General features: G+C 62.9%; 25 protein-coding genes. 9 read left to right on the top strand and 16 right to left on the bottom strand.

What is annotated here, in order from left to right:
- The 11 genes from ccoS to Q8N40_RS08380 all read right to left on the bottom strand — a co-directional run.
- A partial coding sequence (gene ccoS, locus Q8N40_RS08430) for a cbb3-type cytochrome oxidase assembly protein CcoS (protein ID WP_305318391.1) occupies nt 1-145 on the bottom strand: 145 nt, incomplete at its 3' end.
- Nucleotides 145-2,337 carry a cation-translocating P-type ATPase gene (locus tag Q8N40_RS08425; protein ID WP_305711500.1) on the bottom strand — a complete coding sequence of 731 codons (2,193 nt, stop codon included), beginning with the start codon at nt 2,335-2,337 and terminating at the stop codon, nt 145-147. The genes Q8N40_RS08425 and ccoS, both read right to left, overlap by 1 nt.
- A 13-nt stretch (nt 2,338-2,350) precedes the next feature.
- The gene (locus tag Q8N40_RS08420; protein WP_305318385.1) at nt 2,351-2,851 is read right to left on the bottom strand and encodes a FixH family protein; all 501 of its coding nucleotides are present in this window, start codon (nt 2,849-2,851) and stop codon (nt 2,351-2,353) included.
- 17 nt (nt 2,852-2,868) lie between these two features.
- Complete coding sequence (gene ccoG, locus Q8N40_RS08415) at nt 2,869-4,329, bottom strand: cytochrome c oxidase accessory protein CcoG (protein ID WP_305711498.1); 1,461 nt, start codon at nt 4,327-4,329, stop codon at nt 2,869-2,871.
- 100 nt (nt 4,330-4,429) lie between these two features.
- Nucleotides 4,430-5,302 carry a cytochrome-c oxidase, cbb3-type subunit III gene (gene ccoP, locus Q8N40_RS08410; protein WP_305318387.1) on the bottom strand — a complete coding sequence of 291 codons (873 nt, stop codon included), beginning with the start codon at nt 5,300-5,302 and terminating at the stop codon, nt 4,430-4,432.
- Between the two features lie 6 nt (nt 5,303-5,308).
- A complete protein-coding gene (locus Q8N40_RS08405; protein WP_305318388.1) occupies nt 5,309-5,473 on the bottom strand; it encodes a cbb3-type cytochrome c oxidase subunit 3 in 165 nt (54 codons plus the stop codon).
- Between the two features lie 13 nt (nt 5,474-5,486).
- The gene (gene ccoO / locus Q8N40_RS08400; RefSeq protein ID WP_305318389.1) at nt 5,487-6,221 is read right to left on the bottom strand and encodes a cytochrome-c oxidase, cbb3-type subunit II; all 735 of its coding nucleotides are present in this window, start codon (nt 6,219-6,221) and stop codon (nt 5,487-5,489) included.
- A gap of 11 nt (nt 6,222-6,232) precedes the next feature.
- Complete coding sequence (gene ccoN, locus Q8N40_RS08395; protein WP_371135646.1) at nt 6,233-7,855, bottom strand: cytochrome-c oxidase, cbb3-type subunit I; 1,623 nt, start codon at nt 7,853-7,855, stop codon at nt 6,233-6,235.
- 159 nt (nt 7,856-8,014) lie between these two features.
- Nucleotides 8,015-9,118, bottom strand: a complete 1,104-nt coding sequence (locus Q8N40_RS08390) for an MlaD family protein (protein ID WP_305321937.1) — start codon at nt 9,116-9,118, stop codon at nt 8,015-8,017.
- Nucleotides 9,119-9,120: 2 nt separating this feature from the next.
- The gene (locus Q8N40_RS08385; protein ID WP_305321936.1) at nt 9,121-9,900 is read right to left on the bottom strand and encodes an ABC transporter ATP-binding protein; all 780 of its coding nucleotides are present in this window, start codon (nt 9,898-9,900) and stop codon (nt 9,121-9,123) included.
- Nucleotides 9,901-9,902: 2 nt separating this feature from the next.
- Nucleotides 9,903-11,012, bottom strand: a complete 1,110-nt coding sequence (locus Q8N40_RS08380) for an ABC transporter permease (protein WP_370870954.1) — start codon at nt 11,010-11,012, stop codon at nt 9,903-9,905.
- 191 nt (nt 11,013-11,203) lie between these two features.
- Here Q8N40_RS08380 and Q8N40_RS08375 point away from each other — a divergent pair, with 191 nt between their 5' ends.
- The 3 genes from Q8N40_RS08375 (at nt 11,204) to Q8N40_RS08365 (ending at nt 12,445) form a co-directional block, all read left to right on the top strand.
- Nucleotides 11,204-11,479 (top strand): YqjD family protein, encoded by a 276-nt coding sequence (locus Q8N40_RS08375; RefSeq protein WP_305711495.1) that lies wholly within the window; start codon nt 11,204-11,206, stop codon nt 11,477-11,479.
- A 1-nt stretch (nt 11,480) separates the two neighbouring features.
- A complete protein-coding gene (locus tag Q8N40_RS08370; RefSeq protein ID WP_305321933.1) occupies nt 11,481-11,969 on the top strand; it encodes a phage holin family protein in 489 nt (162 codons plus the stop codon).
- Between the two features lie 65 nt (nt 11,970-12,034).
- Nucleotides 12,035-12,445, top strand: coding sequence for a hypothetical protein (locus Q8N40_RS08365; RefSeq protein WP_305321932.1), 411 nt, complete (start codon nt 12,035-12,037; stop codon nt 12,443-12,445).
- Nucleotides 12,446-12,467: 22 nt separating this feature from the next.
- Here Q8N40_RS08365 and Q8N40_RS08360 read toward each other — a convergent pair whose 3' ends face one another.
- Entirely contained in the window at nt 12,468-12,923 is a 456-nt protein-coding gene (locus tag Q8N40_RS08360; protein ID WP_305711494.1) for a hypothetical protein, read from the bottom strand.
- A gap of 71 nt (nt 12,924-12,994) precedes the next feature.
- Between Q8N40_RS08360 and Q8N40_RS08355 the strand changes: the two genes are divergently transcribed.
- Nucleotides 12,995-13,723: a CBS domain-containing protein gene (locus Q8N40_RS08355; protein ID WP_305321930.1), complete on the top strand. Its 729-nt coding sequence runs from the start codon at nt 12,995-12,997 to the stop codon at nt 13,721-13,723.
- A gap of 39 nt (nt 13,724-13,762) precedes the next feature.
- Here the strand turns inward: Q8N40_RS08355 and Q8N40_RS08350 are convergent, their stop codons facing one another.
- Together Q8N40_RS08350 and Q8N40_RS08345 are read right to left on the bottom strand one after the other, a co-directional pair.
- Entirely contained in the window at nt 13,763-14,194 is a 432-nt protein-coding gene (locus tag Q8N40_RS08350) for an HPP family protein (protein WP_305321929.1), read from the bottom strand.
- A 39-nt stretch (nt 14,195-14,233) separates the two neighbouring features.
- On the bottom strand, nt 14,234-15,067 hold the full coding sequence (locus Q8N40_RS08345) for a universal stress protein (RefSeq protein WP_305711493.1): 834 nt from the start codon (nt 15,065-15,067) through the stop codon (nt 14,234-14,236).
- Nucleotides 15,068-15,233: 166 nt separating this feature from the next.
- On the opposite strand from Q8N40_RS08345, the gene fixL reads away from it, so the two are divergent.
- From fixL to Q8N40_RS08325, 4 genes are all read left to right on the top strand, one after another.
- A complete protein-coding gene (fixL, locus tag Q8N40_RS08340; protein ID WP_371135645.1) occupies nt 15,234-16,775 on the top strand; it encodes a sensor protein FixL in 1,542 nt (513 codons plus the stop codon).
- Nucleotides 16,776-16,778: 3 nt separating this feature from the next.
- Complete coding sequence (gene fixJ, locus Q8N40_RS08335; protein WP_305321926.1) at nt 16,779-17,396, top strand: response regulator FixJ; 618 nt, start codon at nt 16,779-16,781, stop codon at nt 17,394-17,396.
- A 44-nt stretch (nt 17,397-17,440) separates the two neighbouring features.
- Nucleotides 17,441-17,887, top strand: a complete 447-nt coding sequence (locus Q8N40_RS08330; RefSeq protein ID WP_371135644.1) for a response regulator transcription factor — start codon at nt 17,441-17,443, stop codon at nt 17,885-17,887.
- A gap of 102 nt (nt 17,888-17,989) precedes the next feature.
- Nucleotides 17,990-18,679 (top strand): helix-turn-helix domain-containing protein, encoded by a 690-nt coding sequence (locus Q8N40_RS08325; protein WP_305711491.1) that lies wholly within the window; start codon nt 17,990-17,992, stop codon nt 18,677-18,679.
- A 31-nt stretch (nt 18,680-18,710) separates the two neighbouring features.
- On the opposite strand, the gene Q8N40_RS08320 is transcribed toward Q8N40_RS08325, so the two are convergent.
- Nucleotides 18,711-20,912 carry an amylo-alpha-1,6-glucosidase gene (locus tag Q8N40_RS08320; protein WP_305711490.1) on the bottom strand — a complete coding sequence of 734 codons (2,202 nt, stop codon included), beginning with the start codon at nt 20,910-20,912 and terminating at the stop codon, nt 18,711-18,713.
- A 270-nt stretch (nt 20,913-21,182) separates the two neighbouring features.
- Between Q8N40_RS08320 and Q8N40_RS08315 the strand changes: the two genes are divergently transcribed.
- Nucleotides 21,183-22,253, top strand: coding sequence for a glycosyltransferase family 4 protein (locus Q8N40_RS08315; protein WP_305711489.1), 1,071 nt, complete (start codon nt 21,183-21,185; stop codon nt 22,251-22,253).
- A 57-nt stretch (nt 22,254-22,310) separates the two neighbouring features.
- Here Q8N40_RS08315 and Q8N40_RS08310 read toward each other — a convergent pair whose 3' ends face one another.
- Nucleotides 22,311-24,257, bottom strand: a complete 1,947-nt coding sequence (locus Q8N40_RS08310; protein WP_305711488.1) for an alkyl/aryl-sulfatase — start codon at nt 24,255-24,257, stop codon at nt 22,311-22,313.
- Nucleotides 24,258-24,394: the final 137 nt, after the last annotated feature.

Genomic DNA, 24,394 nt, shown 5'->3' with positions numbered 1-24,394 from the left:
GCGCCGGCTCGTCATCGGCGATAGCGCGCCAGGCCGCGCCCTCGAGGTCGTCATACTGGCCGCTCTTCAGCGACCAGAGAAATCCGACCAGGCCGACCAGCCCGAGCCCCAGCGCCAGCGGCACGAGATAGACGAGCACCTCCATCAGGATCTCCTGTCGGCGACGCGGCGGGCGCGCAGCGCATTGAGCATGACCAGGATCGAGGAGCCCGACATCGCCGCGGCGGCGATCAGCGGCGTCACCACTCCGCTGATCGCAATCGGGACCGCCAGAAAGTTGTAGCCGATCGCGAGCCAGAGGTTCTGCCGCATCAACAGCAGCGCCTTGCGGGAGAAATCGATCGCCGCGACCACCGGGGCCAGTGGCTTGCCGAGGAACACCAGGTCGGCGGTCGCCTGGCTGAGATGCGCGGCGCTGATCGGCGACATAGAGACATGCGCCGCCGCCAGTGACGGCGCGTCGTTCAGGCCATCGCCGACCATCATCACCTTGAGGCCCCGGGATTTCAATTGCTCGATCCGCGCGATCTTGTCGGCCGGCGTGACGCCCGCCTGCCAGTCGTTGATGCCAAGCGCACGCGCCGCGGCGCGCACCGCGGGCTCGCGGTCGCCCGACAGAATTTCGACCTTGATGTTGCGAAGCTGCAGCGCCGATATCATCGCCTGTGCATCCGGACGCAATCCCTGCCGGACGCAGAAAACGTAACTTTTTTCGCCGTCGCTGAAGGCAACGATGGAGGCTTCCGGATCGAGATCCCGGCTGTCGCTGGCTAATTGCTCGGCGGCGCAGAACGACGGCCTTCCAAGCCGCAATTCTCTTTCGCCCAGGGTGGCGCGCACGCCCTGCCCCGGCTCTTCGACGGCGCCGGCCAGCGGCGCCTTCGCATTGGAAGCCCGCGCCACCGCGGCGGCGACCGGATGATGGCTGGCCAGCGCCAGCTGGCCGGCGAGCCTGAACACATCCTCGGGAATACCCGCGGCGTTGACGACTTCGAGTTCGGGCAGCGTCAGCGTTCCCGTCTTGTCGAAGATGATATGGTCGACCTCGGCCAGCCGTTCGATCGAATCGCCGGAATTGAGCAGCACGCCGGCTCGAAACATCGCGCCGGACGCCACCGTCTGCACCGTCGGAATGGCAAGGCCGAGCGCGCAGGGACAGGTGATGATGAGAACCGCCACACCGGTGACGATGGCATCGTGCCAGCTCGCGCCGAACAGCACCCAGCCGAGGATCGTCAGCAGCGCAGTGGCATGCACCACCGGCGCATACAGCCGGGATGCCCGGTCGGCGAGGCGCACATAGCGCGAGCGGGCCTGCAGTGCGTTGTCGAGCAGCCGGGTGATTTCCGCCAGCAGCGTGCCTTCGGACGCAGCGGAGACGCGAACCCGCAACGTGCCGGTCATGTTGAGCGAGCCGGCATAGACCGCGGTGCCCTGCTCGGCCACGACGTGGCGGGTTTCACCGGTGATCAGGCTCTGGTCGATCTCGGATCGCCCTTCGATCACGGTGCCATCGACCGCGCAACGCTCGCCCGGCCGCAGCAGCACGATATCGCCGGGATCGATCGCCGCCACCGGCACTTCCGAAATCTCATCGGGACCGACGAACTTGGTCGCGGTCTCCGCCTTCAACGCCGCCAGGTTCCCCGCCACCGCACGGGTTCGCCGCCGCATGCTCTGGTCGAGAAAGCGACCGACCAGCAGGAAGGTCAGCAGCATGATGGCCGCGTCGAAATAGGCATGTTCGGCGTGGTTGATGGTTTCCACCACCGACATGCCGAGCGCGAGGATGACGCCGACCGAGATCGGCACATCCATGTTGACGTTGCGCGTGCTCAGCGCGTTCCAGGCCGAGCGGAAGAACGGCTGACCGGCATAGGCCGCGGCCGGCAGCGCGATCAGCGCCGACAGCCAGTGAAAGAAATCGCGCTGTTCTGGGATCATGTCGCTGACATTGCCGGACCACACCGGGATCGACAGCATCATCACGTTCATGGTGGCGAACGCCGCGACACCGAGACAGCGCAGCAGAAAACGCGATTGCTCGGCCTCGACGGCTTCCGCGCCGGCGGTTTCGAACGGATAGGCCTTGTATCCGAGCTCGGCCAGCCGGTCGATAAAGCGAGCGGGATCGAGCGCGCCCTGCTTCCATTCCAGCGCTATACGGCGGTCGGTCAGATTGACGCGCGCCAGCGTCACGTCGGGTAGCGCCGAAAGGCCGCGCTCGATCTTCGACATGCAGCCGGCGCAACTGACGCCCTCGACCGCCAGATCGATATGCGAGAGGCCCGCGCCCGCGTCCTTGACGTAATGTGAAAAATCCCGTGTCGCCTGCATCACGTCGCCTTTCCTAGTTAAGCACCACGCGGTTCTTCGACAGGAACATCCGCTTTCCCGCCGCGACGCCCTCGATCACCAGGTCCCATTGCCCGGCGGCGATCAGCGGCGCGTTGCCGCGATAGATGCCGATCCCCATCTCCGCCAGCGCTACCGGCTGATCGGCGCGCCGGTCGGTCGGACGCTCGAAACGGCCCTGAAACTTCAGGCCCGATATCGGCTTGCCGCTATTGTCCCTGGCCTCGACCCGCAGCATCGCGCCGCCATCCGCGCCGCGCTCGATTTGGGCGTCGACCTTCCAGTTTCGCGCGTTCTGGTCCTGGGCGTTGACGATCTCCTTCTCGTAAGCGAGGCTTGCGGTATAGGCGCTGTCGACCTCGGTGCCGGGCATGGTCTGGATCGCAAGCTTCATCATGATCATGTTGACCCCGATCACGACGCCGAAGAAGGCGATCAGCATTGCAAGAACCTTGCCTCCGGTCAGCGGCTTTGGAGAAACGGGCAATCTGCTCATGCGAGACTCCTGGGCGCTCATGGTGAAACGAAGTTGTCGGTCGCCGACGTAACCTCGCCGAGCCCGATATCGGTGACCCGGAATCGCACCGGTATGGATTTCTCGCGATTGTTCTCGGCGGGCGCGGTGACCAGAACTCTCAGCTCCGTGGTCTGATCCCGTCCGAGCACGATCATGGGACGGTCCGGCGTTACAGAATCGGCGCCAATGACATGGATCGTGGCGTTGACCGGGCCGTCGATATCGATGGCGATGACCCGGTCGAAGCCGCGCTTGTTCAGGAGGCGCACCGTATAGGCGTTGCGGATCGATCCGTCGCTAAGTCTCACCGCGACCGGATTGCGGTCGTGCAACACGTTGATATCGAGCAGCGACCGTGTCATCAGCGCATAAAGCATGATCGCGCCGACTCCAGCGATCAGCGTAGAGTAGACGACGGTGCGGGGGCGCACGATGCGGTAGATCGGCGGCTTGCCGGCCTGGCGGCGATGGATGTTGACGTCGTTGTCGTAGCCGATCAGGCGGGTTTCCCGGCCGATCTTCGTCATCACGGTATCGCAGGCGTCGATGCAGAGGCCGCACTGGATGCAGTCGAGCTGCGAACCGTCGCGGATGTCGATACCGGTCGGGCAGACCGCGACGCACTGGAAGCAGTCGATGCAGTCGCCGGCGGTTTCGCCCGCCGCCCGCAATTCGTTCGCCTTCTTCAGCGAGGTGCGTTTCTCGCCGCGGTCATATTTATAGGTGACGTTGAGCGCCCATTCATCGGTCAGCGCGGCCTGGATCCGCGGCCACGGGCACATGTAGACGCAGACCTGCTCGCGCATGAACCCGGCCAGCACATAGGTCGTCGCGGTCAGGATCGCTATCCAGATATAGGCCAGCATCGGCGCCTGGAAAGTGACGAGCTGCATCACCAGCGTCGGCGCGTCGTTGAAATAGAGCACCCAGGCGCCGCCGGTCCACCAGGCGATCATCAGCCAGATCGAGTGCTTCAGCGTGATCTCGGCAAAGCGTTGCAGCTTCATGGTGCCGCGCGCGGCTTCCTTGCGCATGCGCTCGCGGCGATCGCCCTCGACCCAGCGCTCGACGGCGTAGAACAGATCCGTCCACACGGTCTGCGGGCAGAGATAGCCGCACCAGATGCGGCCGCCGACCGAATTCATCAGGAACAACGTCAGGGCGGCGACGATCAACAGCCCGGTGAAATAGTAGACTTCCTGCGGCCATAGCTCGATGAAGAAGAAATAGAAGCGGCTGTTGGGCAGATCGACCAGCACCGCCTGGTCCGGGGCGCCCAGTCCGCGGTTCCAGCGCACGAACGGCAGCAGATAATAGACCCCAAGGCAGAATGCCATCAGGCCCCATTTGATTCGGCGGAAGGTACCCTTGACGCTCTGCGGATAGACTTTTTTCTGGGCCACATACAGCGGCCCATCGTCGTCGTTCTGCAGCTCGATCGGTGCGGACTTGTTCATTGGAGGGAGTGATCTCGCATTCACAAGCGAACCTAGGCTCAACCCGGGAGAGGCGGTTGATCCACCTCAAACAAGCGCCAGACTGCCTCCGCTGTCCCGGTTACTTTCCTCCGCCGAGCGAGTGGACGTAGACCGCCAGAGCCTTCACGGTGGAGGGGTCGAGACGCTCCACCCAGGCTGGCATGACGCCGGCCCGGCCATTGGCAATGGTTTCGATCAGCATGGCTTCGTCGGAACCGTACAGCCAGATCTTGTCGGTGAGGTCGGGCGCGCCGAGTTCCTGGTTGCCCTTGCCGACGTCGCCATGACAGGCGGCGCAGTTCTCGGCGAAGATCTTGCCGCCTTCAGCCGCGTTGTATCCCTTGGCGGTTGGGAGGCCTGCAAGCGAGCGGACGTAATTGGCGACGGTGACGACCTGATCCTTCTTCAACACGCCCTCCTTGCCGAAGGCGAGCATGGCGCTTTCGTGGCTTTTCGCATGCCCCGAACGAATGCCGAACTGGATCGTTTTCAGGATCTGGTCGAGCGAACCGCCCCACAGCCATTCATCATCGTTCAAATTGGGGTATCCCTTGGCGCCGGCGCCGCCGCTGCCATGGCAGGGTGCGCAATTGTCACCGAACACGGTCTTGCCGCTGGCGCGCGCCAGCGCCAGCAGCGCCGGATCCTTCACGATTTCCGCCAGCGGCGCGGCCCCGAGCTTCACCATTTTGTCGCCGCGTATCTTTTCCAGGTTGGCGAGTTCAACAGCGACGTCGGCGCGGGTCGAGTATCCGAAAAGGCCCGTGGTGTGGCTCGTCAGCAGCGGCCATGCCGGATACACCATCCAGTACCCGAACGCCCAGACGATGGTGATGTAGAACGTGATTACCCACCAGCGCGGCAGCGGCGTGTTCAGTTCCTTGATGCCGTCCCACTGATGGCCCGTGGTCGAGGTACCGGTGACCTGATCGATATCGTTGTGTTCAGCCATGATTCCTCATTCCTCCCGCAACGGGATTCGCGCCGCCTCGTCGAAGGCCGCCTGGTTGCGGGGCCAAAGGGCGTAGACCACGATGGCAAGAAATATTCCGACGAAGATCGGCGTCCAGAAGCTCGTGACGAAATCGGAGGTGATGTTCTGGACCGTTAGGATTGCTTTCATCGTGAGGGCCTTCTCAGCGGAGATTTGCTTTTTCGTTGTAGAGCTTGAAGTCGACGAGCGTGCCAAGCATCTGCAGGTAGGCGACGAGCGCGTCCATTTCGGTCGGAATCCCGGCCTTGCCGTCGAAGTTGCGCGCCACCGCCTTCGGATAGCGTTTTGTAAAGGCGTCGACGCCGGGATTGTCAGGATCGGCCTGCGCCTTCAGATCGGCAACGGCATTGGCAATCTGGTCATCCGAATAGGGCACGCCGACCAGACGGCTGGTCCGCAGATGACCCGCCATCCCCGCGACGTCAACTTCGGTCTCGGCCAGGAACGGGTAGCCGGGCATCACCGATTGCGGAACGATGGCGCGCGGATTGACCAGATGGGTGACATGCCATTCGTCGGAATACTTCGCGCCAACCCGCGCCAGATCGGGCCCGGTCCGCTTCGATCCCCACTGGAACGGATGGTCGTACATGCTTTCGGCCGCCAGCGAGAAGTGTCCGTAGCGCTCGACCTCGTCGCGCAGCGGCCGGATCATCTGCGAGTGGCAGAGATAGCAACCTTCGCGGACGTAGATGTTGCGTCCGGTCAGTTCCAGGGGCGTATACGGCCTGACGCCATCGACCACCTCGATCGTGCTCTTCAGGTAGAACAGCGGGGTTATCTCGACGAGGCCACCGACGGCGATGACCACAAGAATACCCGCGATCAGAACGATCGAGTTCTTTTCGAAAATTTGATGCCGTTTCCAGAAAGACATTCGATCGCTCCTCATTCGGCTGGCTGAAGAGCGGCGGACGACGGCACTTCCGCCTCGCCTGATCGCACGGTCATCCAGAGATTATAGGTCATGATCAACGCGCCGATCAGGAACAGCGCCCCGCCTCCTGCGCGGATGATGTAGAAGGGATGCATCGCCTCGACACTCTCGATGAAGGAGTATTCGAGGAAGCCGAGCGAGTTGTAGGCACGCCACATCAGTCCCTGCAGGATCCCCGACACCCACATCGCGGAGATGTAGAGGACGATACCGATCGTCGCGATCCAGAAATGCCAGTTGACGAGCTTCAGGCTGTAGAGCCCCTTGCGGTCCCACAGCCAGGGAACCAGGCAGTAGAGCGCGCCGAACGAGACGAAGCCGACCCAGCCCAGCGCACCGGAGTGGACGTGACCGATGGTCCAGTCAGTATAGTGGCTGAGCGAGTTCACCACCTTGATCGACATCAGCGGACCTTCGAAAGTCGACATGCCGTAGAAGGCGACGGACACCACGAGCATGCGCAGCACGGGATCGGTGCGAAGCTTGTCCCAAGCGCCCGACAACGTCATCAGCCCGTTGATCATGCCGCCCCATGACGGCATCCACAGCATGATCGAGAAGGTCATACCCAGCGTCTGGGCCCAGTCCGGCAACGCCGTGTAGTGCAGATGATGCGGGCCGGCCCAGATATAGAGGAAGATCAGGGCCCAGAAATGGATGATGGACAGCCGATAGGAATAAATCGGCCGCTCGGCGCGCTTCGGGATGAAGTAGTACATGATGGCGAGGAAGCCGGCCGTCAGGAAGAAGCCGACCGCGTTGTGTCCGTACCACCACTGGAACATGGCATCCTGCACGCCGCCCCAGGCGATGTAGGACTTGGAGCCGAACACCGACACCGGCAAAGCGGGGTTATTGCCGAGATGCAGTACGGCGATGGTGACGATGAAGGCAAGATAGAACCAGTTGGCGACGAAGATGTGCGGTTGCTTGCGCTTCACCAGCGTCATCAGGAACACCAGCAGATAAACTACCCAGACGATGGTCAGCCAGTGATCGGCATACCATTCCGGCTCGGCATATTCCTTCGACTGGGTGACGCCGAGCAGATAGCCGGTGCCCGCGATCACGATGAAGAAATTATAGCCGAGCACGACAAACCACGGCGCAAGATCGCCGGCGAGACGCGCCCGGCAGGTCTTCTGCACCACGTAGAATGAGGTCGCGATCAGTACATTGCCGCCGAACGCGAAGATCACCGCCGACGTATGCAGCGGCCTGAGCCGGCCGAAGCTGGTCCACGGCAGGTCGAAGTTGAGCGCCGGCCACGCCAGCTGGCAGGCAATGATCAGCCCGACAGTGAATCCGGCAATGCCCCAGAACACCGAAGCCACGGCGGCAAACTTGATCGGGCCCATATTATAGTTGGGCCGGCCGTTGATTTCCTGCGGCGGCAGCGCCGCCGGCCGGTCGTAATACCGGTTCATAATGGCAAAAACCGCCGCCAGACTGGCAGCGGCGCTGAGGGAGGCATGGAATGCGAAGGCCGCATCGAGCGCTTTTGCCGCACCTATCATGCAGAGAAAGGCGGCGGCGGCGAACACCAGCGTCAAGCCGCTTTCACCTGTCGTCATGGTCTTCGCGTTGGGGGCCTGGCTCATGTGGAATCTCTCGTGAGGATACGAGAGCCAAAAACCATGATCCCGCCGCAACCAATTTGATCGAGATCAATTTGCCTGGTGGCCTTGGACCAAAGTCGATCGCATGAACGATCGGGGATGCCGCTGCTGTGCCTACAGCGCCTGCACGGTCCATGCGATCATATCCGTGGCGATTCGACCGAACGCATCGTTGAAGGCGGCGACAGCTGCCGCCGGCTCGAGCTTGTCGAACTTCTGACTTGCCTCGAACAGGCGCGAGGCGATGACCTTTCCGCCCTTGTCGACGATTCGCGCCGACAACCCGATCTCCGCCGCAGGCCCGGCATCGACCGCGATCCGGAAGCGCCTGACGTCGATCAGGAGCTGATGGTCGGCTTGTCCGATATCCGACGCATGCAACGGGGCATGCGCAATATCGTAATTCTCGAAGCTCTCGATCAACCGGGCCTGCAGCAGCTTTGGAATGCTGTCGGCCCAGAGAACTTCCGCAAATGCCGGATAGTCCCCCGCCGGCGAGAACAACATGCGCTGCGTCGACAGCATCGCAACGGCTGTGGGCTCCGGGATCGCCAGCTGGCCCGTGAGGGTTTTGCGTGCCGATCCGAGATTCTCCGGCGCACGCAAATCATAGGTGATCTTTTGCGCAGGCGCGCCGCCGCCGGTGAGCTTTTCCAGACCCACGATGATGCTGTCGAGTTTACCGGTATTGCGCGCGAGCCCATCCGTGAAGGTCTGCAGATTGGCAATGGTCTTCTTGAGCGGTTCGGAATTTTCCGTCAGCACCGAATCCACCTTGCGCAAGGCATCGCGTGCGGCCTGGGTCATGCTCTGGCCCGCGCCGGCTTCGGCAATCAGGGTCGGCACCGCACCGGTATTCGCCAGCAGGGTGCCGCCTTCCAGCGCAATGACGGGCACGCCGGTCAGGCCCTGGAATTCCAGCCCGACCCTGGTGTCGGATCGCACCGGCGTCGTCGTGGCCACCGAGATCGTTGCATTGACGCGGCGCGGATTATCCGGCGCGAGCGCCAGATCCGTCACCTCACCGACCCGGATGCCGTTGAAGAGCACGCCGGCGCCGACCAGCAGCCCCGGCACCGAGCCTTCGAACTGGACGTGATAGGTCGTGCGCGGACCGATCCCGCCGGAATTGTGCAGCCAGTAGATGAAGCCGAATACGGCGACGATAGCGGCCAGGACGAAGGCGCCGACGACGACGAAGGGAGCGCGGGTTTCCATCGTTAACTCGCTTTGGGTTGCAGCATCTGGGAGCGCTTGCCGTGAAAATAGGCTCGTACCCAGGGGTGCTCGGATTGAAGCAGGTCGCGCATCGGTCCGATGGCGACGATCTTGCCGTCCGCCAGCGCCGCCACGCGGTCGCAGACGGTATTGAGGCTGGCGAGATCATGGGTGACCATGAACACCGTCAGCCCCAGCGTTTTCTGCAATGTCTTGATCAGAGCGTCGAAATCGCCCGCCGCGATCGGGTCCAGACCGGAGGTCGGCTCGTCGAGAAAAACAATCGCGGGATCGAGCGCTAGCGCCCGGGCCAGCGCCACGCGCTTGGTCATGCCGCCGGACAATTCGGCTGGAAACTTGTCGCCATCCTCCGGCGTCAACCCGACCATTTCGAGCTTCGCGGTCGCGATCTCGTCCATCAGCGCCTGCGACAGCACCAGGTTTTCGCGCAAGGGAAACTGGATGTTCTGCCGCACCGTGAGCGAGGAAAACAGCGCGCCCTGCTGGAACAGGATGCCCCATTTTCCGGCGGCAGCCTGGGTGACCTGATCGCGCGCGCCGCCGATCATCGAGCCCATTACCTCGATCTCTCCGCTCTGCCGCGGAATCAGGCCGATGATGGTTCGCATCAGCACCGACTTGCCGCCGCCCGAGGCGCCCACCAGGCCGAGTATTTCGCCCCTGCGGACGTCCAGCGACAAACGATCGATCACGACCCTTTTTCCAAATCCGACCACTAGGTCGTGAACGCGAATCGCGAACTGCGGCGCAACTTCCTGCATCGTCACATTCCGATCGATGCAAAGAAGATCGCAAACAGTCCGTCGAGCACGATCACCAGGAATATCGACTTCACCACCGAAGTCGTGGTCTGCTTTCCGAGCGACTCGGCGCTGCCCTTCACCCGCAGGCCCTCGCTGCAGGCGACAATGCCGATCACCAGCGCCATGAATGGCGCTTTCAGAATTCCGACCTGGAAGTGGGTGACGGATACGGCTTCGTGCAGACGCGCAATGTAGATCGGCGGCTCCATGCCGCCGTAGAACTGCGCCACGAGGCCGCCGCCGTAGAGCGCCGCCATCGATCCAATGAAGCTGAGGATCGGCAGCGCCAGTACCAGTGCGATGATGCGCGGCAGGATCAGCACCTCGACCGGATCGAGGCCCATGGTCGAGAGGGCATCGATCTCCTCGCGCATTTTCATCGAACCGAGCTCGGCGGTGTAGGCGCTACCGGAGCGGCCGGCGACCATGATGGCGACGATCAGCACACCGAGCTCACGCAGCACCAGAATGCCGACCATGTCGACGACATAGGAATCGGCGCCGAACTTGCGGAAATGGAAGAAGCCCTGCTGCGCGATAATGGCGCCGATCAGGAAGGTGATCAGCACGACGATCGGTATCGCCTGCCAGCCGACCCGGTAGAGCTGGTAGACCAGCGATGTCAGCCGCAGCGATCGAGGGCGGCGCAGCACGCCGACGAGGGCCATGAACAGCGAGCCCAGCATCTGCAGGAAGACCGACACGTCTTCCGTCGCACTGATGGCCGAACGGCCGACATCGTTCACCTTGGCCACCACGGGATTCAGCGCGATCACCGGCGCCGGATTGCGGCGATTGACCTGACGCACCTCTTCGATCAATCCGGCATAGTTGTCGGCAACGCCAACCAGCTCGACGGGGTGACCGGCCGACGACGCCCGTCGTGACATCTTCTCCAGCAGCCAGGCCCCCAGCGTATCGAGTTCGCGCAGGCCGGCCAGGTCCAGCTTGATCGCGTTCGACCGATCGAGCTGCGGCGCAACGCCGTCGGACAGCGCCTCCAGCATCGTCACATTGGCCGCGGTCCAGGATCCGGCAGGGCGCAACTCGAGCACATCGCCCGATGGCATGGCGGTCAGTTCGGGTGCAGTCACCAAGTTCCGTATCCTTTGTATGCGCGCATGTTTCTAGACACGCCGCACGGCGATCGAATTGACCTGCCTCAAGGGCCCGCCCTCCGGTTCGGCGCTTGACGCAGATCAACGGCGTCGCGGCGACTCCGCATAAAATCTAGCAGGATATGCCAGCGAGGACGAGATCGATGTTCGATTCAGGCGAGCTTGCAGAAGAGCTGCGTACACTCAAGGCCGACGTGTCGCGGCTGTTCGATACGGCAAGCGAAGGAATTGTCGACACCTCCAGGACACGCGCTGAGGCGCTTGCCGATCAGATCAGGACCGCGCTGGAGGAACTCGGCGAAACTCTCAGCGAGCAGGAAGAGCAGGTCGCGCATTTCGTTTCGGATCGGCCGATCACGTCACTCGCCTCGGCGTTCGCCCTTGGCGTCGTTGTCGGCTTCATGCTGAGGAGGCACTAAGGTGAACATCGAGAGCATACTGACGAACCTGCGGGTGCTTTGGCGCACCGACCGGATCATTGCCGATATCCGGATGCGGCACATGCTCGCCGGTCTCGGGCTCAAGGCTCTCGCTGCCCTGATCGCAGGATTCGGCTTGATGATGCTGGAGCTATCGGCCTATTTCGCGCTGGTCCAGATCTGGAGCGCGATATCCGCCGCGGCCATTCTCGGTGCCATCGATTTTGCGATCGCCGCAGCGTTGTTCGTTTTCGCCTCAAGGGCGCCGGCGGGCCGCGAACTGGCGCTCGCCACTGAAATTCATGAGACTTCGGTCGCGGCCTTACAGGTCGAGGCGCGGGCACTGCAGTCGCAGCTTAGCGGCATGATCCAGCATCCCCTGAATGGCGTGCTGCCATCGTTGATCGTCCCGCTGATCACCCTCATCATCCGAAGTCTGAAGACGCGGACGGCGCCCTCGGCTCCCGCATCGGCGGCCCAGTCGAAGTAATCGCTGATGGCCGCAAGGCTTCAAATCGACCACCTTCAAATCGACCACCAAGGAGTTTCCCTGATATGCCAAACACTCATCCAAAACCGATCCTGAATGCCTCGCTTCCGGCGCAGTTTCGCCAGATCCGCCTTGAGCTCGCTCGCGAACCCGGCCATCCCGAGGGCGATGCGGCTGTGGCCTACATCCTCATCGCGCCCCTCGACGCCGACGGCCGCATCGATCCGGGCCTCTGGCGGGAACACCGTGAGGCATGCCGGGTGGTGCGACTGCGGCCGGACCGCGACCATCAGTCGGGCCAGCTGGTCCATCGCTCGGGCGGCGGCTGGGCATTCCGCTATCTTGCTGCAGCCGATATGCCGGACGAGACCGGCTTTCACTTCGCCGACGAGTGCTTCGTGACCGGTGAATACGTCTCGATCAACGAGGCCGACAGGATGCATACCTATCGCATCGTCTCGGTATCGCACCTCTAGCACATCGGGTCCCGGCCACGCTTCAGTTCTGCGACCGACTGCCGAACAGTTTCGTGGCCGTTTCGATCATCTGCTCGCCATGCCGGAGGAGCCGGTCGGTGTCGCGACGGATATAGTCGAGCTGATGGCGACTGCATTCCACCCACATCGTCCTGATGTCACCGACGCTGTGGGCGCTGGCGATCTTCGAGGAAAATTCGGCGAACAGATGCATCTCGGTTTGCGCACGGTCGAACATCTCATGGCCGGCAAACGCCATTTCCTGAAGCATCGCCGTCTGTACGCCCATCATCAAGTGGAGAGCATCCTTGCTGGCGTCGGAGAATCGTGCAGCTGCATCAGCCGCCGGCTGGCCGATTCCGGTATCTCGTGCGGAAACCTCTGTCATGGCTTGTTCCTTGTTTAATCGCATTGGCGAATTTAGCTCGCGCACCAGGCCGGCAGCTTGAGTTGCATCAATGCGGGCACCGGCCGCCATTGATGTCGATCAAGGCCGTCTTTCCCCACTGCAGTACCTTTTCAGGGCGAAATTCAGCTGCGGAGGCCGTCATGCGCGCCCATCAGATCATGACCCGACCCGTGATCACGGTCACACCGGAGACCACGATCGCAGAGGCCGCCACCACCATGCTGCGGCGGCACATCAGCGGGCTACCGGTGGTGGACGGAGCCGGGAAGCTGGTCGGCATCGTCTCGGAAGGCGATTTCATTCGCCGCAGCGAACTCGGCACGCAACGGAAACACGGACGTTTCCTGGCCTTCATTCTCGGTCCGGGCCAGGCCGCAGCCGATTTCGTGCACGAGCACGGCCGCAAGGTGGCCGAGGTCATGACGCCGGAGCCGCTCACCGTCACGGAGGATACAAGGCTCGAGGCAATCGTCGCGTTGATGGAAAAGAATCACGTCAAGCGCCTGCCGGTGATGCGCGGGGACCGTATCGTCGGTATCGTATCGCGTGCCAACCTGTTGCAGGCGGTGGCGAGCCTTGCGCGCGCGATCCCGGATCCCACGGCCGATGACGATCACATCCGCAATCGCATCATCGACACGCTTCACAAGAACGCCTGGTGCCCGCAGAGCCTCAACATCGTCGTCCGCGACGGCATCGTCCATCTCGGCGGCATCGTTATCGACGAGCGATCCCGGCAGGCATCCATCGTCGCCGCGGAGAACGTGACCGGGGTGAAAAAGGTCCACGACCATCTGTGCTGGGTCGACCCGATGTCCGGGCTCTATATGATCGCTCCGGACGACGTCGATCCGGTCAAGGCGGGTTGAGCCCGCTTCCCGGTGCTCACGGCAGCAATACCTGCAGACTCAGTCGCTGCCGCCGGCACACGCCTTCAGCGCCCTGAGGATATCGCCGCGGGCGATCATGCCCTCCAGCCGATGGCCGCTGTCGATCACGGGAACGCTGCGGAAACGATGCTCGACCATCAGTTGCAGCACCCGCGTCAGTTTGGTGTCGGAACGAACGTAAATGAACTCGGAGGTCATGATGTCGGCGACGGTGCGATTCATCAGGTCGTCGTAGCGCGGAACCATCTGGTTGGGCGTAAAGGCAAAGCACTTCAGCACGTCGAACTTGGTGACGAGGCCGACGATCTGGCCATCGTCCTCGACCGGATAGGCGTTGAAATCGTCGTATTCGAACATATCGCCGAGTTCGCGCATCGTGAGCCCGCGCGTCACCGTCTTCACGGTGCGCGTCATGTTGCCGGCGACGGTTTGCTCGAGGAATTGATACAAGGCGCGATCCGATCGTTCCGGGGGTTGTGGTAACGCTCTCTAGTGCGACAGCAGCACGCAGCGCGCGGTCTGGGTGATGAGATGCTGGGTCATGCCGCCGAGAACCAGCTCGCGAAACCTGGAATGGCCATAGGCGCCCGCCACAATGACGCCGGCGCCGACGTCGGCGGCGATTCGGTCCAATTGAGCCGCGACGTCGCGGTCGCCGTTTTTCTCCGGAACCAGTTCGCGGGCGACAATACCGTGACGCGAAAGCCAGGCCACGACATCGCGCGCCCGCGAAATCGCCTCCGGACGGCTGTCATCCGTTTCCACGATTTCCGCGATGGTGACGTCCTCGGCCTTGCGCAGCAGCGGCAGCGAATCGACGATCGCCCGCCTCGCCTCGGGGGTGTCCTTCCACGCCACCAGCATGCTGCGCAGGTCGAGCAAGGTGACGGTGTCGGGCACAACGAGCAGCGGCCGTCCGGCCTGCATCACCAGATCTTTCGGGCTGGCCCGCAGGAAGGGATCCGAAAACGCATCGCTAGGTCCGCCGCTGACGATGATGTCGGCGCAACGCGCCTGCTGCAGCAGATATCGAACCGGAACGTCGATGGCGCTGCGCCATTCGACTGACCTGGCTCGTTTTCCTGCCGCTCCGAAGAATTGCGCCTCGAGCTCCGCCATGCGGCTTTTCAGCGCCGCCTGGCCCTGGTCGATCAGATTCTGGGCCTGCTCTCCCGAGGTGAAGTAAAGCGGCGGGCTGAACTGCGATGCCGCGATCCCGACGACGCCTGCGTCAAATCGCTCCGCGATCCCGCAGGCGGCCTCGAGACGAGCCTCGTTCGGCTGGTCCAGCGCCAGACAGACCATGACGGTCGCGTAGCTCATTCAATCTCTCCACTGCCACGATGCCGGCCTTTCTAGACCCGGGGACCGGAGCGCGAGATGAGATAGATCAAGGTCCGGCATTGGCCGGGAGACCGCCCTCGCGGGATTTGGCAAGACACCGGGAAAAATATACGGTGTGCTGCGCCGGCGGCGTGATGTGGGATCGATGGAAGGCGAAGGCTGTAACGTGACCGGCAGAACTCAATCGCCATCCGACGATCCGGCCCGCAAGGAGCATTTCCGGCTTGGAATCGAGAGATTCGGCGTCGGAACCTGGGATTTCAATCTCGCAACCCGGGAGCTGGAATGGTCCGATACGACGCGAATCCTTTTCGGAATCCCGCCGGGCGAGGCCGTCAGCTACGATCTGTTTCTTTCGCTGCTCGAACCCCGGGATCGTGAGCGCACCGAACGGGAGATCGCGCGGGTTACCGAGTTCGGCGGCAATTTCGACATCTCCTTCAGGGTCGGCACGCCGTCCGGACACGGTCAATGGATCCGCGAGCGCGGCGGCGTGGTCAGGGACGAGGCCGGTGTCGCACGTCATGTCAGCGGCATTGCGTTCGATATCAACGGAGAAAAGCAACTCGAGGAGACGCTGAGGACCCGGGAGAATCACCTCCGCTCCATTCTCGACACGGTGCCGGACGCCATGATCGTCATCGACGGACATGGCATCATGCAATTCTTCTCTACCGCCGCCGAGCGGCAGTTCGGCTATTCCGAGGACGAAGCCATCGGACAGAACGTCAGCATGCTGATGCCCGAACCGGACCGGACGCGCCACGACAGCTATCTCGCCCGCTACCAGTCCACCCGCGAGCGGCACATCATCGGCATTGGCCGGATCGTGACCGGCAAGCGCCGGGACGGAACCACCTTTCCCATGCATCTGTCGATCGGCGAGATGCAGTCCGGCGGCGAGCCCTACTTCACCGGTTTCGTGCGCGACCTCACCGAGCACCAGCAAACCCAGGCGCGGCTGCAGGAACTGCAGTCCGAGCTGGTCCACGTCTCCAGGCTGAGCGCCATGGGAGAGATGGCGTCGGCGCTGGCGCATGAGCTCAACCAGCCGCTCGCCGCCATCAGCAACTACATGAAGGGCTCGCGCCGGCTGCTGGCCGGCAGCGCCGATCCCAATACGCCAAAAATCGAAAGCGCGATGGACCGCGCCGCCGAGCAGGCGCTGCGCGCCGGCCAGATCATCCGGCGTCTGCGCGATTTCGTCTCGCGCGGCGAATCCGAGAAGCGCGTCGAAAGTCTTTCCAAGCTGATTGAAGAGGCCGGCGCACTCGGCCTGACCGGCGCCCGCGAACAGAACGTTCAGCTTCGTTTCAATCTCGATCCCGAGTTCGACCTGGTGCTGGCGGATCGGGTCCAGGTCCAGCAGGTGCTGGTCAATCTGTTTCGCAATGCGCTGGAGGCGATGGCACAATCGCAGCGGCGGGTGTTGATCGTCAGGAACACCGGGGCGGCGGACGACATGGTCGAAATCGAGGTGTCCGATACCGGTTCGGGATTCCACGACGACGTCAAGCCCAATCTGTTCCAGACCTTCTTCACGACGAAAGACACCGGGATGGGGGTGGGACTTTCCATCAGCCGTTCGATTATCGAAGCCCATGGCGGCCGGATGTGGGCCGAAAGCAATGCCGCTGGTGGCGCGACGTTTCGCTTCACGTTGCCCGCAGCAGACAACGAGAGCTGACAGATGTCGAACAAGGGGAGGGTCTATGTCATCGACGACGACGAGGCGATGCGGGATTCGCTGAACTTCCTGCTGGAATCCGCCGACTTCAACGTCACGCTGTTCGAAACCGCCCAGAATTTTCTCGATGTCCTGCCGGGTCTCGAATTCGGCTGTGTGGTCTCCGATGTGCGCATGCCGGGCATCGACGGAATCGAGTTTCTGAAGCGCATGAAAGCCGGCCAAAGCCCGTTTCCCATCCTGATCATGACCGGCCATGGCGATGTCCCGCTCGCCGTCGAGGCGATGAAGCTCGGCGCGGTCGATTTTCTCGAAAAGCCGTTCGAGGACGACCGGCTGATCGGGATGATCGAGGCAGCGATCCGGCAGGCGGAGCCGGCCGCCAGGAGCGAGGTGGTCACCCAGGAGATCGCGGCGCGGGTGGCGACGCTCAGCCCGCGCGAGCGCCAGGTCATGGACGGCCTGATCGCCGGGCTTTCCAACAAGCTGATTGCCCGCGACTACGACATCAGCCCCCGCACCATCGAGGTCTACCGGGCCAATGTCATGACCAAGATGCAGGCCAACAGCCTCTCGGAACTGGTGCGGCTGGCGATGCGGGCCGGCCTGCTGAACGATTGAGCTAAATCAAACCGCGACATCGGAAACGGGTGTTAGCTGGCACCATGAACCAGACAGCTCTGTACTCGGTGGGTGGGGGTCTCATGATGCCGATACCCGCGAATCCAATCATCTATGTCGTCGACGACGACGCCGATGTGCTCGGCTCGTTGCGGTTTCTGCTTGAATCGGACGGATTCAAGGTCCGGACCTTCCGGAACGGTTCGGCCCTGCTCAATGCCTCCCGTTCAAGCGACGTGGACTGCTTTGTGATCGACTACAAGATGCCCGACATGAACGGCATCGATCTGGCGAGGCGCCTGCGCAACCGCGACATGGCGGCACCGATCATCCTGATTACCGGCTACCCCGACGAGAACATCGCAGCGCGGGCGGTGGCCGCGGGGGTGCACGATGTTCTGCTGAAACCGCTGCTGGATGAAAGCCTTGTGACCCGTATTCGGGGTGCGATCCAGGACGGCCAGGACCGCCAGGACGGCCCCGGACACTGACCTCCGGTATAGTACGTAGGTAAACCTCCTTAAGATATCGCCCGAAATTTCCAGCTTCGATGATCCCGCGTAGCAATGGCCATCCGCCGCAAGGAGATGACCATGCTCACCCAGATCCTCCCACCTTCCGCCATCGCAAACCGCATCGGCCCGGTTGTACATGCAACCATCGACCAGTTCGGCGCGGTCACCGGCTATGCCGGCCTGATCGCCACCGAATTCAGCTACCAGAAGGATGAGGAGATCTACGGCGAGGACGAGCCCGCGGAATATGTCTACCAGGTGATCTCGGGCGCCGTCCGCAGCTACAAGCTGCTGTCCGACGGGCGCCGCCAGATCGGCGCATTCCATCTGCCGGGCGACGTCTTCGGGCTGGAACTCGGCTCCGTCCATCGGCTGGCGGCCGAAGCCATCATTGGTACCACCGTGCGTCTGGTCAAGCGCCGCAGCCTCGAACAGGCCGCAGGCCTCGACGTCAAGGTCGCCCGCAATCTCTGGACCATCACCGCCGGCGACCTCAGGCACGCCGAGGATCACATGCTGCTGCTCGGGCGCAAGACCGCGATGGAGAAGGTCGCCACCTTCCTTCTGGAAATGGATCGCCGGCTGGCGGTCGCCGGCATGATGGCGTTGCCGATGTGCCGCCGCGACATCGGCGATTATCTCGGCCTGACGCTGGAAACGGTGTCGCGCGCGCTTTCGCAGCTGCAGGCCCAGGGCGTGCTGGGATTCTCCGGCGCCCGCCAGATCTTGCTCCGCAACCGCCAGCGCCTGCACAATATGGACGCGTGAGCGCACCTGATCAGCGTGCGTTTCGCAGCTTTCAATGGGTCAGCACGATCGACACCTGAATCTGGCCGCGGGTGCGCATCACCTCTAGCGACACCTCCTCGCCGTAGCGGCGGATACGAAGATCGACGCTCGACGGACCGAGCCGCAAATCGCGCAGCACCACCTCGTTGAGGAAAGCCGGCAGGCGGGGATCGCGCAGGCGGATTTCGCCGCGCTGGACGTCGAATTCCAGACCGAGCGCCGCCTCCAGCAAGGTGAACGGCGTAGCACTCGCCCAGGCCTGCGGCGCGCAGGCGACCGGGTAAAGCGTCGGCCCGCGCCGCTTCTCGCGTTGAAACCCACAAAACAGTTCCGGCAGCCGCCGCAAATCCATGTAGCTCGCGGCGTCGAACAGGCCCTTGAACAGATGCTCGACCGAGTGCTTCAGTCCGTAGCGCGCCAGCCCGAGCGCGATCAGCGCATTGTCGTGCGGCCAGATCGAGCCGTCGTGATAGGACATCGGATTGTAGCGCGCTTCGCCGCGCGCCACGGTGCGAATGCCCCAGCCGGTGAAGAAGTGCGGTCGCATCAAATCGGCGGCGACCTTGCGGGCGCGGTCCTGCCGCGCGATGCCGGTAAACAACAACTGTCCGGCATTGGAGGTTCGCACCTTGCACTGGCGCTTGGCGCCGTCGAGCGCGAGCGCATAGGTGCCGAGCTCCTCGCACCAGAACGCCTGCTCGAATCGCGCGGCCAGTTCCTGCGCCTCGATCACAAGCTGGCCGGCCTTTTCAACGAGCCCCATACGCAGGGCGCAGCGCGCGGCCAACTGCTTGGCGGCAAACACATAGCCCTGCACTTCGGCTAGCGCGATGTAGCCTTCGGCGAGCTGTCCGTCGGCATGAAAGATCGCATCGTAGGAATCCTTCCAGCCCTGATTGGCGAGCCCCTGTTCGGAGGCACGCTGATATTCGACGAAGCCGTCCCGGTCAGGATCGCCCGCACCGTCGATCCAGTGCAGCGCGGCTTCGATCGCGGGCCACAACTCGGCCAGTGTTTCTTCGTCGCCGGTCCGTTCGACATATAGACCGGCCAGCAGCACGAACAGCGGCGTCGAATCGACGCTGCCGTAATACTGCGCAAACGGCACCTCGCGCAGCGCCGCCATCTCGCCGCCGCGCATTTCGTGCAGGATCTTGCCGGGCTGGGCATCGGCGAGCGGATCGACCGACTTTGCCTGGTGGTAGGCCAGCCGCCTCAGCACGCCGCGCGCGATCCGCGGGTCGACCCAGAGCATCTGCATCGCGGTGATCAGGCCGTCGCGGCCGAAAGTCGTCGAGTACCAGGGAATCCCCGCATAGGGATATCGGCCCTGCGGCGTTTCCGTCATCAGCATGTTGAGATCGGCCATCGCCTGGCACAGCACCTCATTGAAGATGTTGTTGGAGGTCTCGGTAGAGGTTGCGCCCGCGCTCGAACGGCGCATTTCGCGTCGGTGCGCCAGCATCCCGCGAAAGAACGGCGCCGGCTTGTGCATCAGAGGTTTGTTGCAGGAGACCGCGATGAACAGCGAGGTCACCTGCTGGGGCGCGAGCTCGAAATGGTACATTGCCGCATTGGCCGAAAGCTTTGCGGGAGCCGGCTCGAAGTGCAGCCCGGTCGTCCGCGCGGCGCCGTCCAACCCGCGATAGTCCAGCGTCACATCAGCGGCGCCTTCCACCTTGCTGGAGGCGATACCCCGGCGCGGGCGGCGTTCGCCGCGAACTTCGAACAGATCGGCGAAATCATTGTCGAACAGCAGCGTCAGATCGAAGCTCGCCGGGCGGTCGCCGTGGTTGCGCACGCCTATCCGCTGATACGAGGTTCCGCGCCACAAGAAGATCGTCCGCACGATGTGCAGCATGTCCTTCTGCAGCACGATCCGGTCGCCTTTGTAGACGTCAGGATTGGTGAGATCTATGGTGAGCGCCGAATTATCGTCGCGCAGATTGGAGCCGAGCAGCAGTGGCTGTACTTCGTCCAGCACCAGTTCGAGCCGGGCGAGGTAGCGGGTGTCGGCATTGAACAGGCCGTCGGGCCCGCCGGCGGACGCGCCGATATCGCCATGGCTGTCGAGCACGATGAAAGTATCGTCATGCTTGAGCGAACGCCGCGGCCTCGACGCCGGCCCGGTCATCGGGATGTAGAACGGCGACTCCTGGACCGCTTCGGTCTCACGGATCCTGGAAAACTGAGTCACGGCTTCGATTGCCATTGATTGCCTTTAGCTGTTCTGTCTGCTGCGCGCTCCTCGCGAAGGTACGCCAGTCGAAACAAACCCGGACTCCCAACCATTTCCATCCCTCAGCAATAGCGACGACGGAACCTGATCGGGCCGGGTGTCATCAGCAAGACCATGGTGTGGAAGAACTATGCGTCCACAAGGGAACTTCGCACATGCGAGAACGTTCCCGACTCGGTATTCCCACGCCAACACCGCCAGGGAGCGTTTGTTCAACGCTTATACACAACAGGAGGCGAATAGATGCGCATTGCGCAGGTTGCTCCGCTGACGGAAGCTGTTCCCCCCAAGCTGTATGGCGGAACCGAACGCGTGGTACACTGGCTGACCGAAGAACTGGTCGCGCTGGGACACGACGTCACCCTGTTCGCCAGTGGCGATTCACAAACCTCGGCGAAACTCGACGCAACCTGGCCGAAGGCGTTACGCCTTGACGGATCGGTACGCGATCCCAATGCGTTGCACATGGTGATGCTGGAGCGGGTGCGACAGAAATGCGACGACGAGGAATTCGACATCCTGCATTTCCATCTCGACTATTATCCGTTCTCGCTGTTCTACCGGCAGCCGACGCCCTTCCTCACCACCCTGCACGGCCGGCTGGACCTGCCCGAGCATCAGCCGGTATTCAACATCTTTTCGCGGGTTCCCGTGATTTCGATCTCGGACTCGCAGCGACGCCCGGTGCCGCAGGCCAACTGGCTCCGCACCATCCATCACGGCCTGCCGGAAAAGCTGCTGACGCCGCAACCATGCAAGCCTGGCTATCTCGCGGTGCTCGGCCGGATCGCGCCGGAAAAGGGTGTGGATCGAGCGATCCGTATTGCGACCCGCTGCGGCATTCCGCTCAAAATCGCCGCCAAGGTCGACCGCTCCGATCAGGAATATTACGACGAACTGATCCGACCGCTGATCGACGGCAATCCGCTGGTCGAATATATCGGAGAAATCGGCGACTCCGAGAAATCGGAGTTTCTGAGCGGCGCCATCGGCCTGCTGCTCCCGATCGACTGGCCGGAGCCGTTCGGCCTGGTGATGATCGAGGCGATGGCGTGCGGCACGCCCGTGATCGCCTATAACCGCGGCTCGGTCGCGGAGATCCTCGATGACGGCCTGACCGGCTTCATCGTCGAGGATGAAATCAGCGCGGTCGTCGCCGTTGGCCGGCTGGCCGGCCTGAACCGGGTTGCGATCCGCAAGCAGTTCGAGGCGCGCTTCACCGCCCGGCGCATGGCGCTCGATTATCTCGCCGCCTATCGCAGCCTGACGCAAGCCGCCCAACCGCGCATCAAGCTGGTGAGCAGCGCGGAGTAGTTTTCCGCTGTCTACCGACCGTCATTGCGACAAGCGCTCCTCGCAATGACGAATCTTCTAGCTCACCGCCGTCCGCTTCGGCTCGACGATCTCGAACATCCGCGGGAAATCGTCCATCAGCATCATCAACTCGCCGAGCCGCATCGGATTTCCGGTGAATTTGATCACGCCGCTGCCGACCGCGTCCTGAAACGTCGTCAGCTTTGCGATCACTTCGTCGAGCGCGCCGCGCGGCAGCGTGAAGCCGGCGTCCGCGGTCGCCGCCTGCGCGCCCGCGACATAGGTCAGCGCGCAATTCTCCAGCGTCAGAACGAACGACTCGCCGGTATCGGTAAAATTCCAGTTGATCACGATGTGCTTGCCCTCGGCCTTGGGGCCGTTGAGCCTGATGCCGAGCACGTCCCACAATTGCTCGGTGCGCAGCGCCGCCAGCGTTTCGCGTGGCATCGCCGCGCGCGCCGGCACCTTCGGCATCCCCTGCCGCAGCTCCTGCGCGCCGAACAGATAGGCGTTGCGCCAGGTCGCGCTTTCGGCGGCATAGCCGAGCTGCTCCATTGTATCGGCAAGTAGCGCGCGCGCGGCCTGATTGTCGGGATCCGCGAACACCAGATGGCTCAGCGCCTGGGCGATGAAACGAAACTCGCCCCTGCCGAAATCCTGACGGGCGCGCGCGAGGATCGCGTCGGCGCCGCCCATATATTCGACGTATTTCTTGCCGGCCTCGACCGGGGGCAGCGGATCGAGATTGACGGGATTGGCGTCGTACCAGCCGAGATACTTCTGGTAGATCGCCTTCACATTATGCCGGATATGGCCGTAATAGCCGCGCGCATGCCACGCGCCGTCGAGGCTGGCAGGCAGCTTTATCGTTTCGGCGATCTCGGCGGCGGTGAGGCCGTGGTTCATCAGGCGGATGGTCTGGTCATGCGCGAATTTGTAGAGGTCGCGTTGCTGGCGGATCATGGTGTCGATGCGCTCTTGTCCCCATACCGGCCAGTGGTGCTGGCCGCACATCGCATCGGCCCTGCCGCCCCACATCTGCAATGCCTCGCCGAGATATTTCGACCAGGCCAGCGCGTCGCGGACGTCGGCGCCGCGGAACGGCAGCAGATTGTGAAAATTGTGCGTGCAGTTCTCCGCCAGGTTCAAGAGCTTGTAGCGTGGAATGAAGAAATGCATTTCCGCTGGCGCTTCGGAATTCGGCGCCATCTGGAATTCGAATTCGACCCCGTCGATACTGCGGCGGTCGCCGGTGGCCATGATCAGGTCGGTCGGCCGCACCAGCGACACCGACCCCACCGCCATCGACTTGCCGAGGCCGCAATCGACCTGCCCGCGCGGTCCCTTGGCCAGCAGTGGACCGAACTGATATTGCGCGCGCCGCAGCATGGCGGGACCGGCGATGATATTTTCGGAAACCGCGTGCTCCATGAACAGATTGGGCGCGATGATCGGAACCTTGCCGCCGGCCAGCGCCGCCTCATCAAGCACGCCGCGCGCGCCGCCCCAATGGTCGGTATGGGTGTGGGTGAAGATGATGGCCACGACCGGCCGTTCACCGCGATGCTGGAAATACAGCGCCATCGCAGCGCGTGCGCCTTCGATCGAAGTCAGCGTATCCACCACGATCACACCGCTGTCGCCCTCGATCAGCGTCATGTTGGCGATGTCGAGGCCGCGGACCTGATAGACGCCGGGCACGACTTCGAACAGGCCGTGGTTCATGTTGAGCCGCGACTGCCGCCACAGGCTCGGATCCACCGTCGGCGGCGCTTCCGCTTCAGAGAGGAAACCATAGGGTTCGAGGCTCCAGACCACCCTGCCCTGCGCCGAGGTGATCCGCGCATGGTCCAGCGTGCCGAGAAAACCGCGCGCCGCTTCGTCGAAATCGCGCGTATCGGAAAACGGCAACGCCTTCAGAGTTGCCGTATGCTGCGCGATCACGGGGACCGAGGCGTCCTTCGGCATTTCCCTCGGGGTTTCACTGGTGCCTGTTTGGGTCATTTGTGTTCTCCCTGAATCACATACCGGTCTTGCTGCCCATCCTTCGAGACGGCCACTTCGTGGCCTCCTCAGGATGAGGTTCAATCTGCAGAAACAAAACAACCTCATGCTGAGGAGCGAGCGACGCGAGCGTCTCG

The sequence above is a fragment of the Bradyrhizobium sp. genome (assembly GCF_030693485.1).
GTDB lineage: Bacteria > Pseudomonadota > Alphaproteobacteria > Rhizobiales > Xanthobacteraceae > Bradyrhizobium.
Note: the sequence above shows the minus strand (reverse complement) of the source record. Positions and strands in the feature narration are given on the sequence as shown.

Coding starts and splice junctions, on each gene's coding strand:
- Q8N40_RS08425 (WP_305711500.1), bottom strand. CDS start 2,337: ATGCAGGCGACACGGGATTTTTCACATTACGTCAAGGACGCGGGCGCG.
- Q8N40_RS08420 (WP_305318385.1), bottom strand. CDS start 2,851: ATGAGCAGATTGCCCGTTTCTCCAAAGCCGCTGACCGGAGGCAAGGTT.
- ccoG (WP_305711498.1), bottom strand. CDS start 4,329: ATGAACAAGTCCGCACCGATCGAGCTGCAGAACGACGACGATGGGCCG.
- ccoP (WP_305318387.1), bottom strand. CDS start 5,302: ATGGCTGAACACAACGATATCGATCAGGTCACCGGTACCTCGACCACG.
- Q8N40_RS08405 (WP_305318388.1), bottom strand. CDS start 5,473: ATGAAAGCAATCCTAACGGTCCAGAACATCACCTCCGATTTCGTCACG.
- ccoO (WP_305318389.1), bottom strand. CDS start 6,221: ATGTCTTTCTGGAAACGGCATCAAATTTTCGAAAAGAACTCGATCGTT.
- ccoN (WP_371135646.1), bottom strand. CDS start 7,855: ATGACGACAGGTGAAAGCGGCTTGACGCTGGTGTTCGCCGCCGCCGCC.
- Q8N40_RS08390 (WP_305321937.1), bottom strand. CDS start 9,118: ATGGAAACCCGCGCTCCCTTCGTCGTCGTCGGCGCCTTCGTCCTGGCC.
- Q8N40_RS08385 (WP_305321936.1), bottom strand. CDS start 9,900: ATGCAGGAAGTTGCGCCGCAGTTCGCGATTCGCGTTCACGACCTAGTG.
- Q8N40_RS08380 (WP_370870954.1), bottom strand. CDS start 11,012: ATGCCATCGGGCGATGTGCTCGAGTTGCGCCCTGCCGGATCCTGGACC.
- Q8N40_RS08375 (WP_305711495.1), top strand. CDS start 11,204: ATGTTCGATTCAGGCGAGCTTGCAGAAGAGCTGCGTACACTCAAGGCC.
- Q8N40_RS08365 (WP_305321932.1), top strand. CDS start 12,035: ATGCCAAACACTCATCCAAAACCGATCCTGAATGCCTCGCTTCCGGCG.
- Q8N40_RS08360 (WP_305711494.1), bottom strand. CDS start 12,923: ATGGCGGCCGGTGCCCGCATTGATGCAACTCAAGCTGCCGGCCTGGTG.
- Q8N40_RS08355 (WP_305321930.1), top strand. CDS start 12,995: ATGCGCGCCCATCAGATCATGACCCGACCCGTGATCACGGTCACACCG.
- Q8N40_RS08345 (WP_305711493.1), bottom strand. CDS start 15,067: ATGAGCTACGCGACCGTCATGGTCTGTCTGGCGCTGGACCAGCCGAAC.
- fixL (WP_371135645.1), top strand. CDS start 15,234: ATGGAAGGCGAAGGCTGTAACGTGACCGGCAGAACTCAATCGCCATCC.
- fixJ (WP_305321926.1), top strand. CDS start 16,779: ATGTCGAACAAGGGGAGGGTCTATGTCATCGACGACGACGAGGCGATG.
- Q8N40_RS08330 (WP_371135644.1), top strand. CDS start 17,441: ATGAACCAGACAGCTCTGTACTCGGTGGGTGGGGGTCTCATGATGCCG.
- Q8N40_RS08325 (WP_305711491.1), top strand. CDS start 17,990: ATGCTCACCCAGATCCTCCCACCTTCCGCCATCGCAAACCGCATCGGC.
- Q8N40_RS08320 (WP_305711490.1), bottom strand. CDS start 20,912: ATGGCAATCGAAGCCGTGACTCAGTTTTCCAGGATCCGTGAGACCGAA.
- Q8N40_RS08315 (WP_305711489.1), top strand. CDS start 21,183: ATGCGCATTGCGCAGGTTGCTCCGCTGACGGAAGCTGTTCCCCCCAAG.
- Q8N40_RS08310 (WP_305711488.1), bottom strand. CDS start 24,257: ATGACCCAAACAGGCACCAGTGAAACCCCGAGGGAAATGCCGAAGGAC.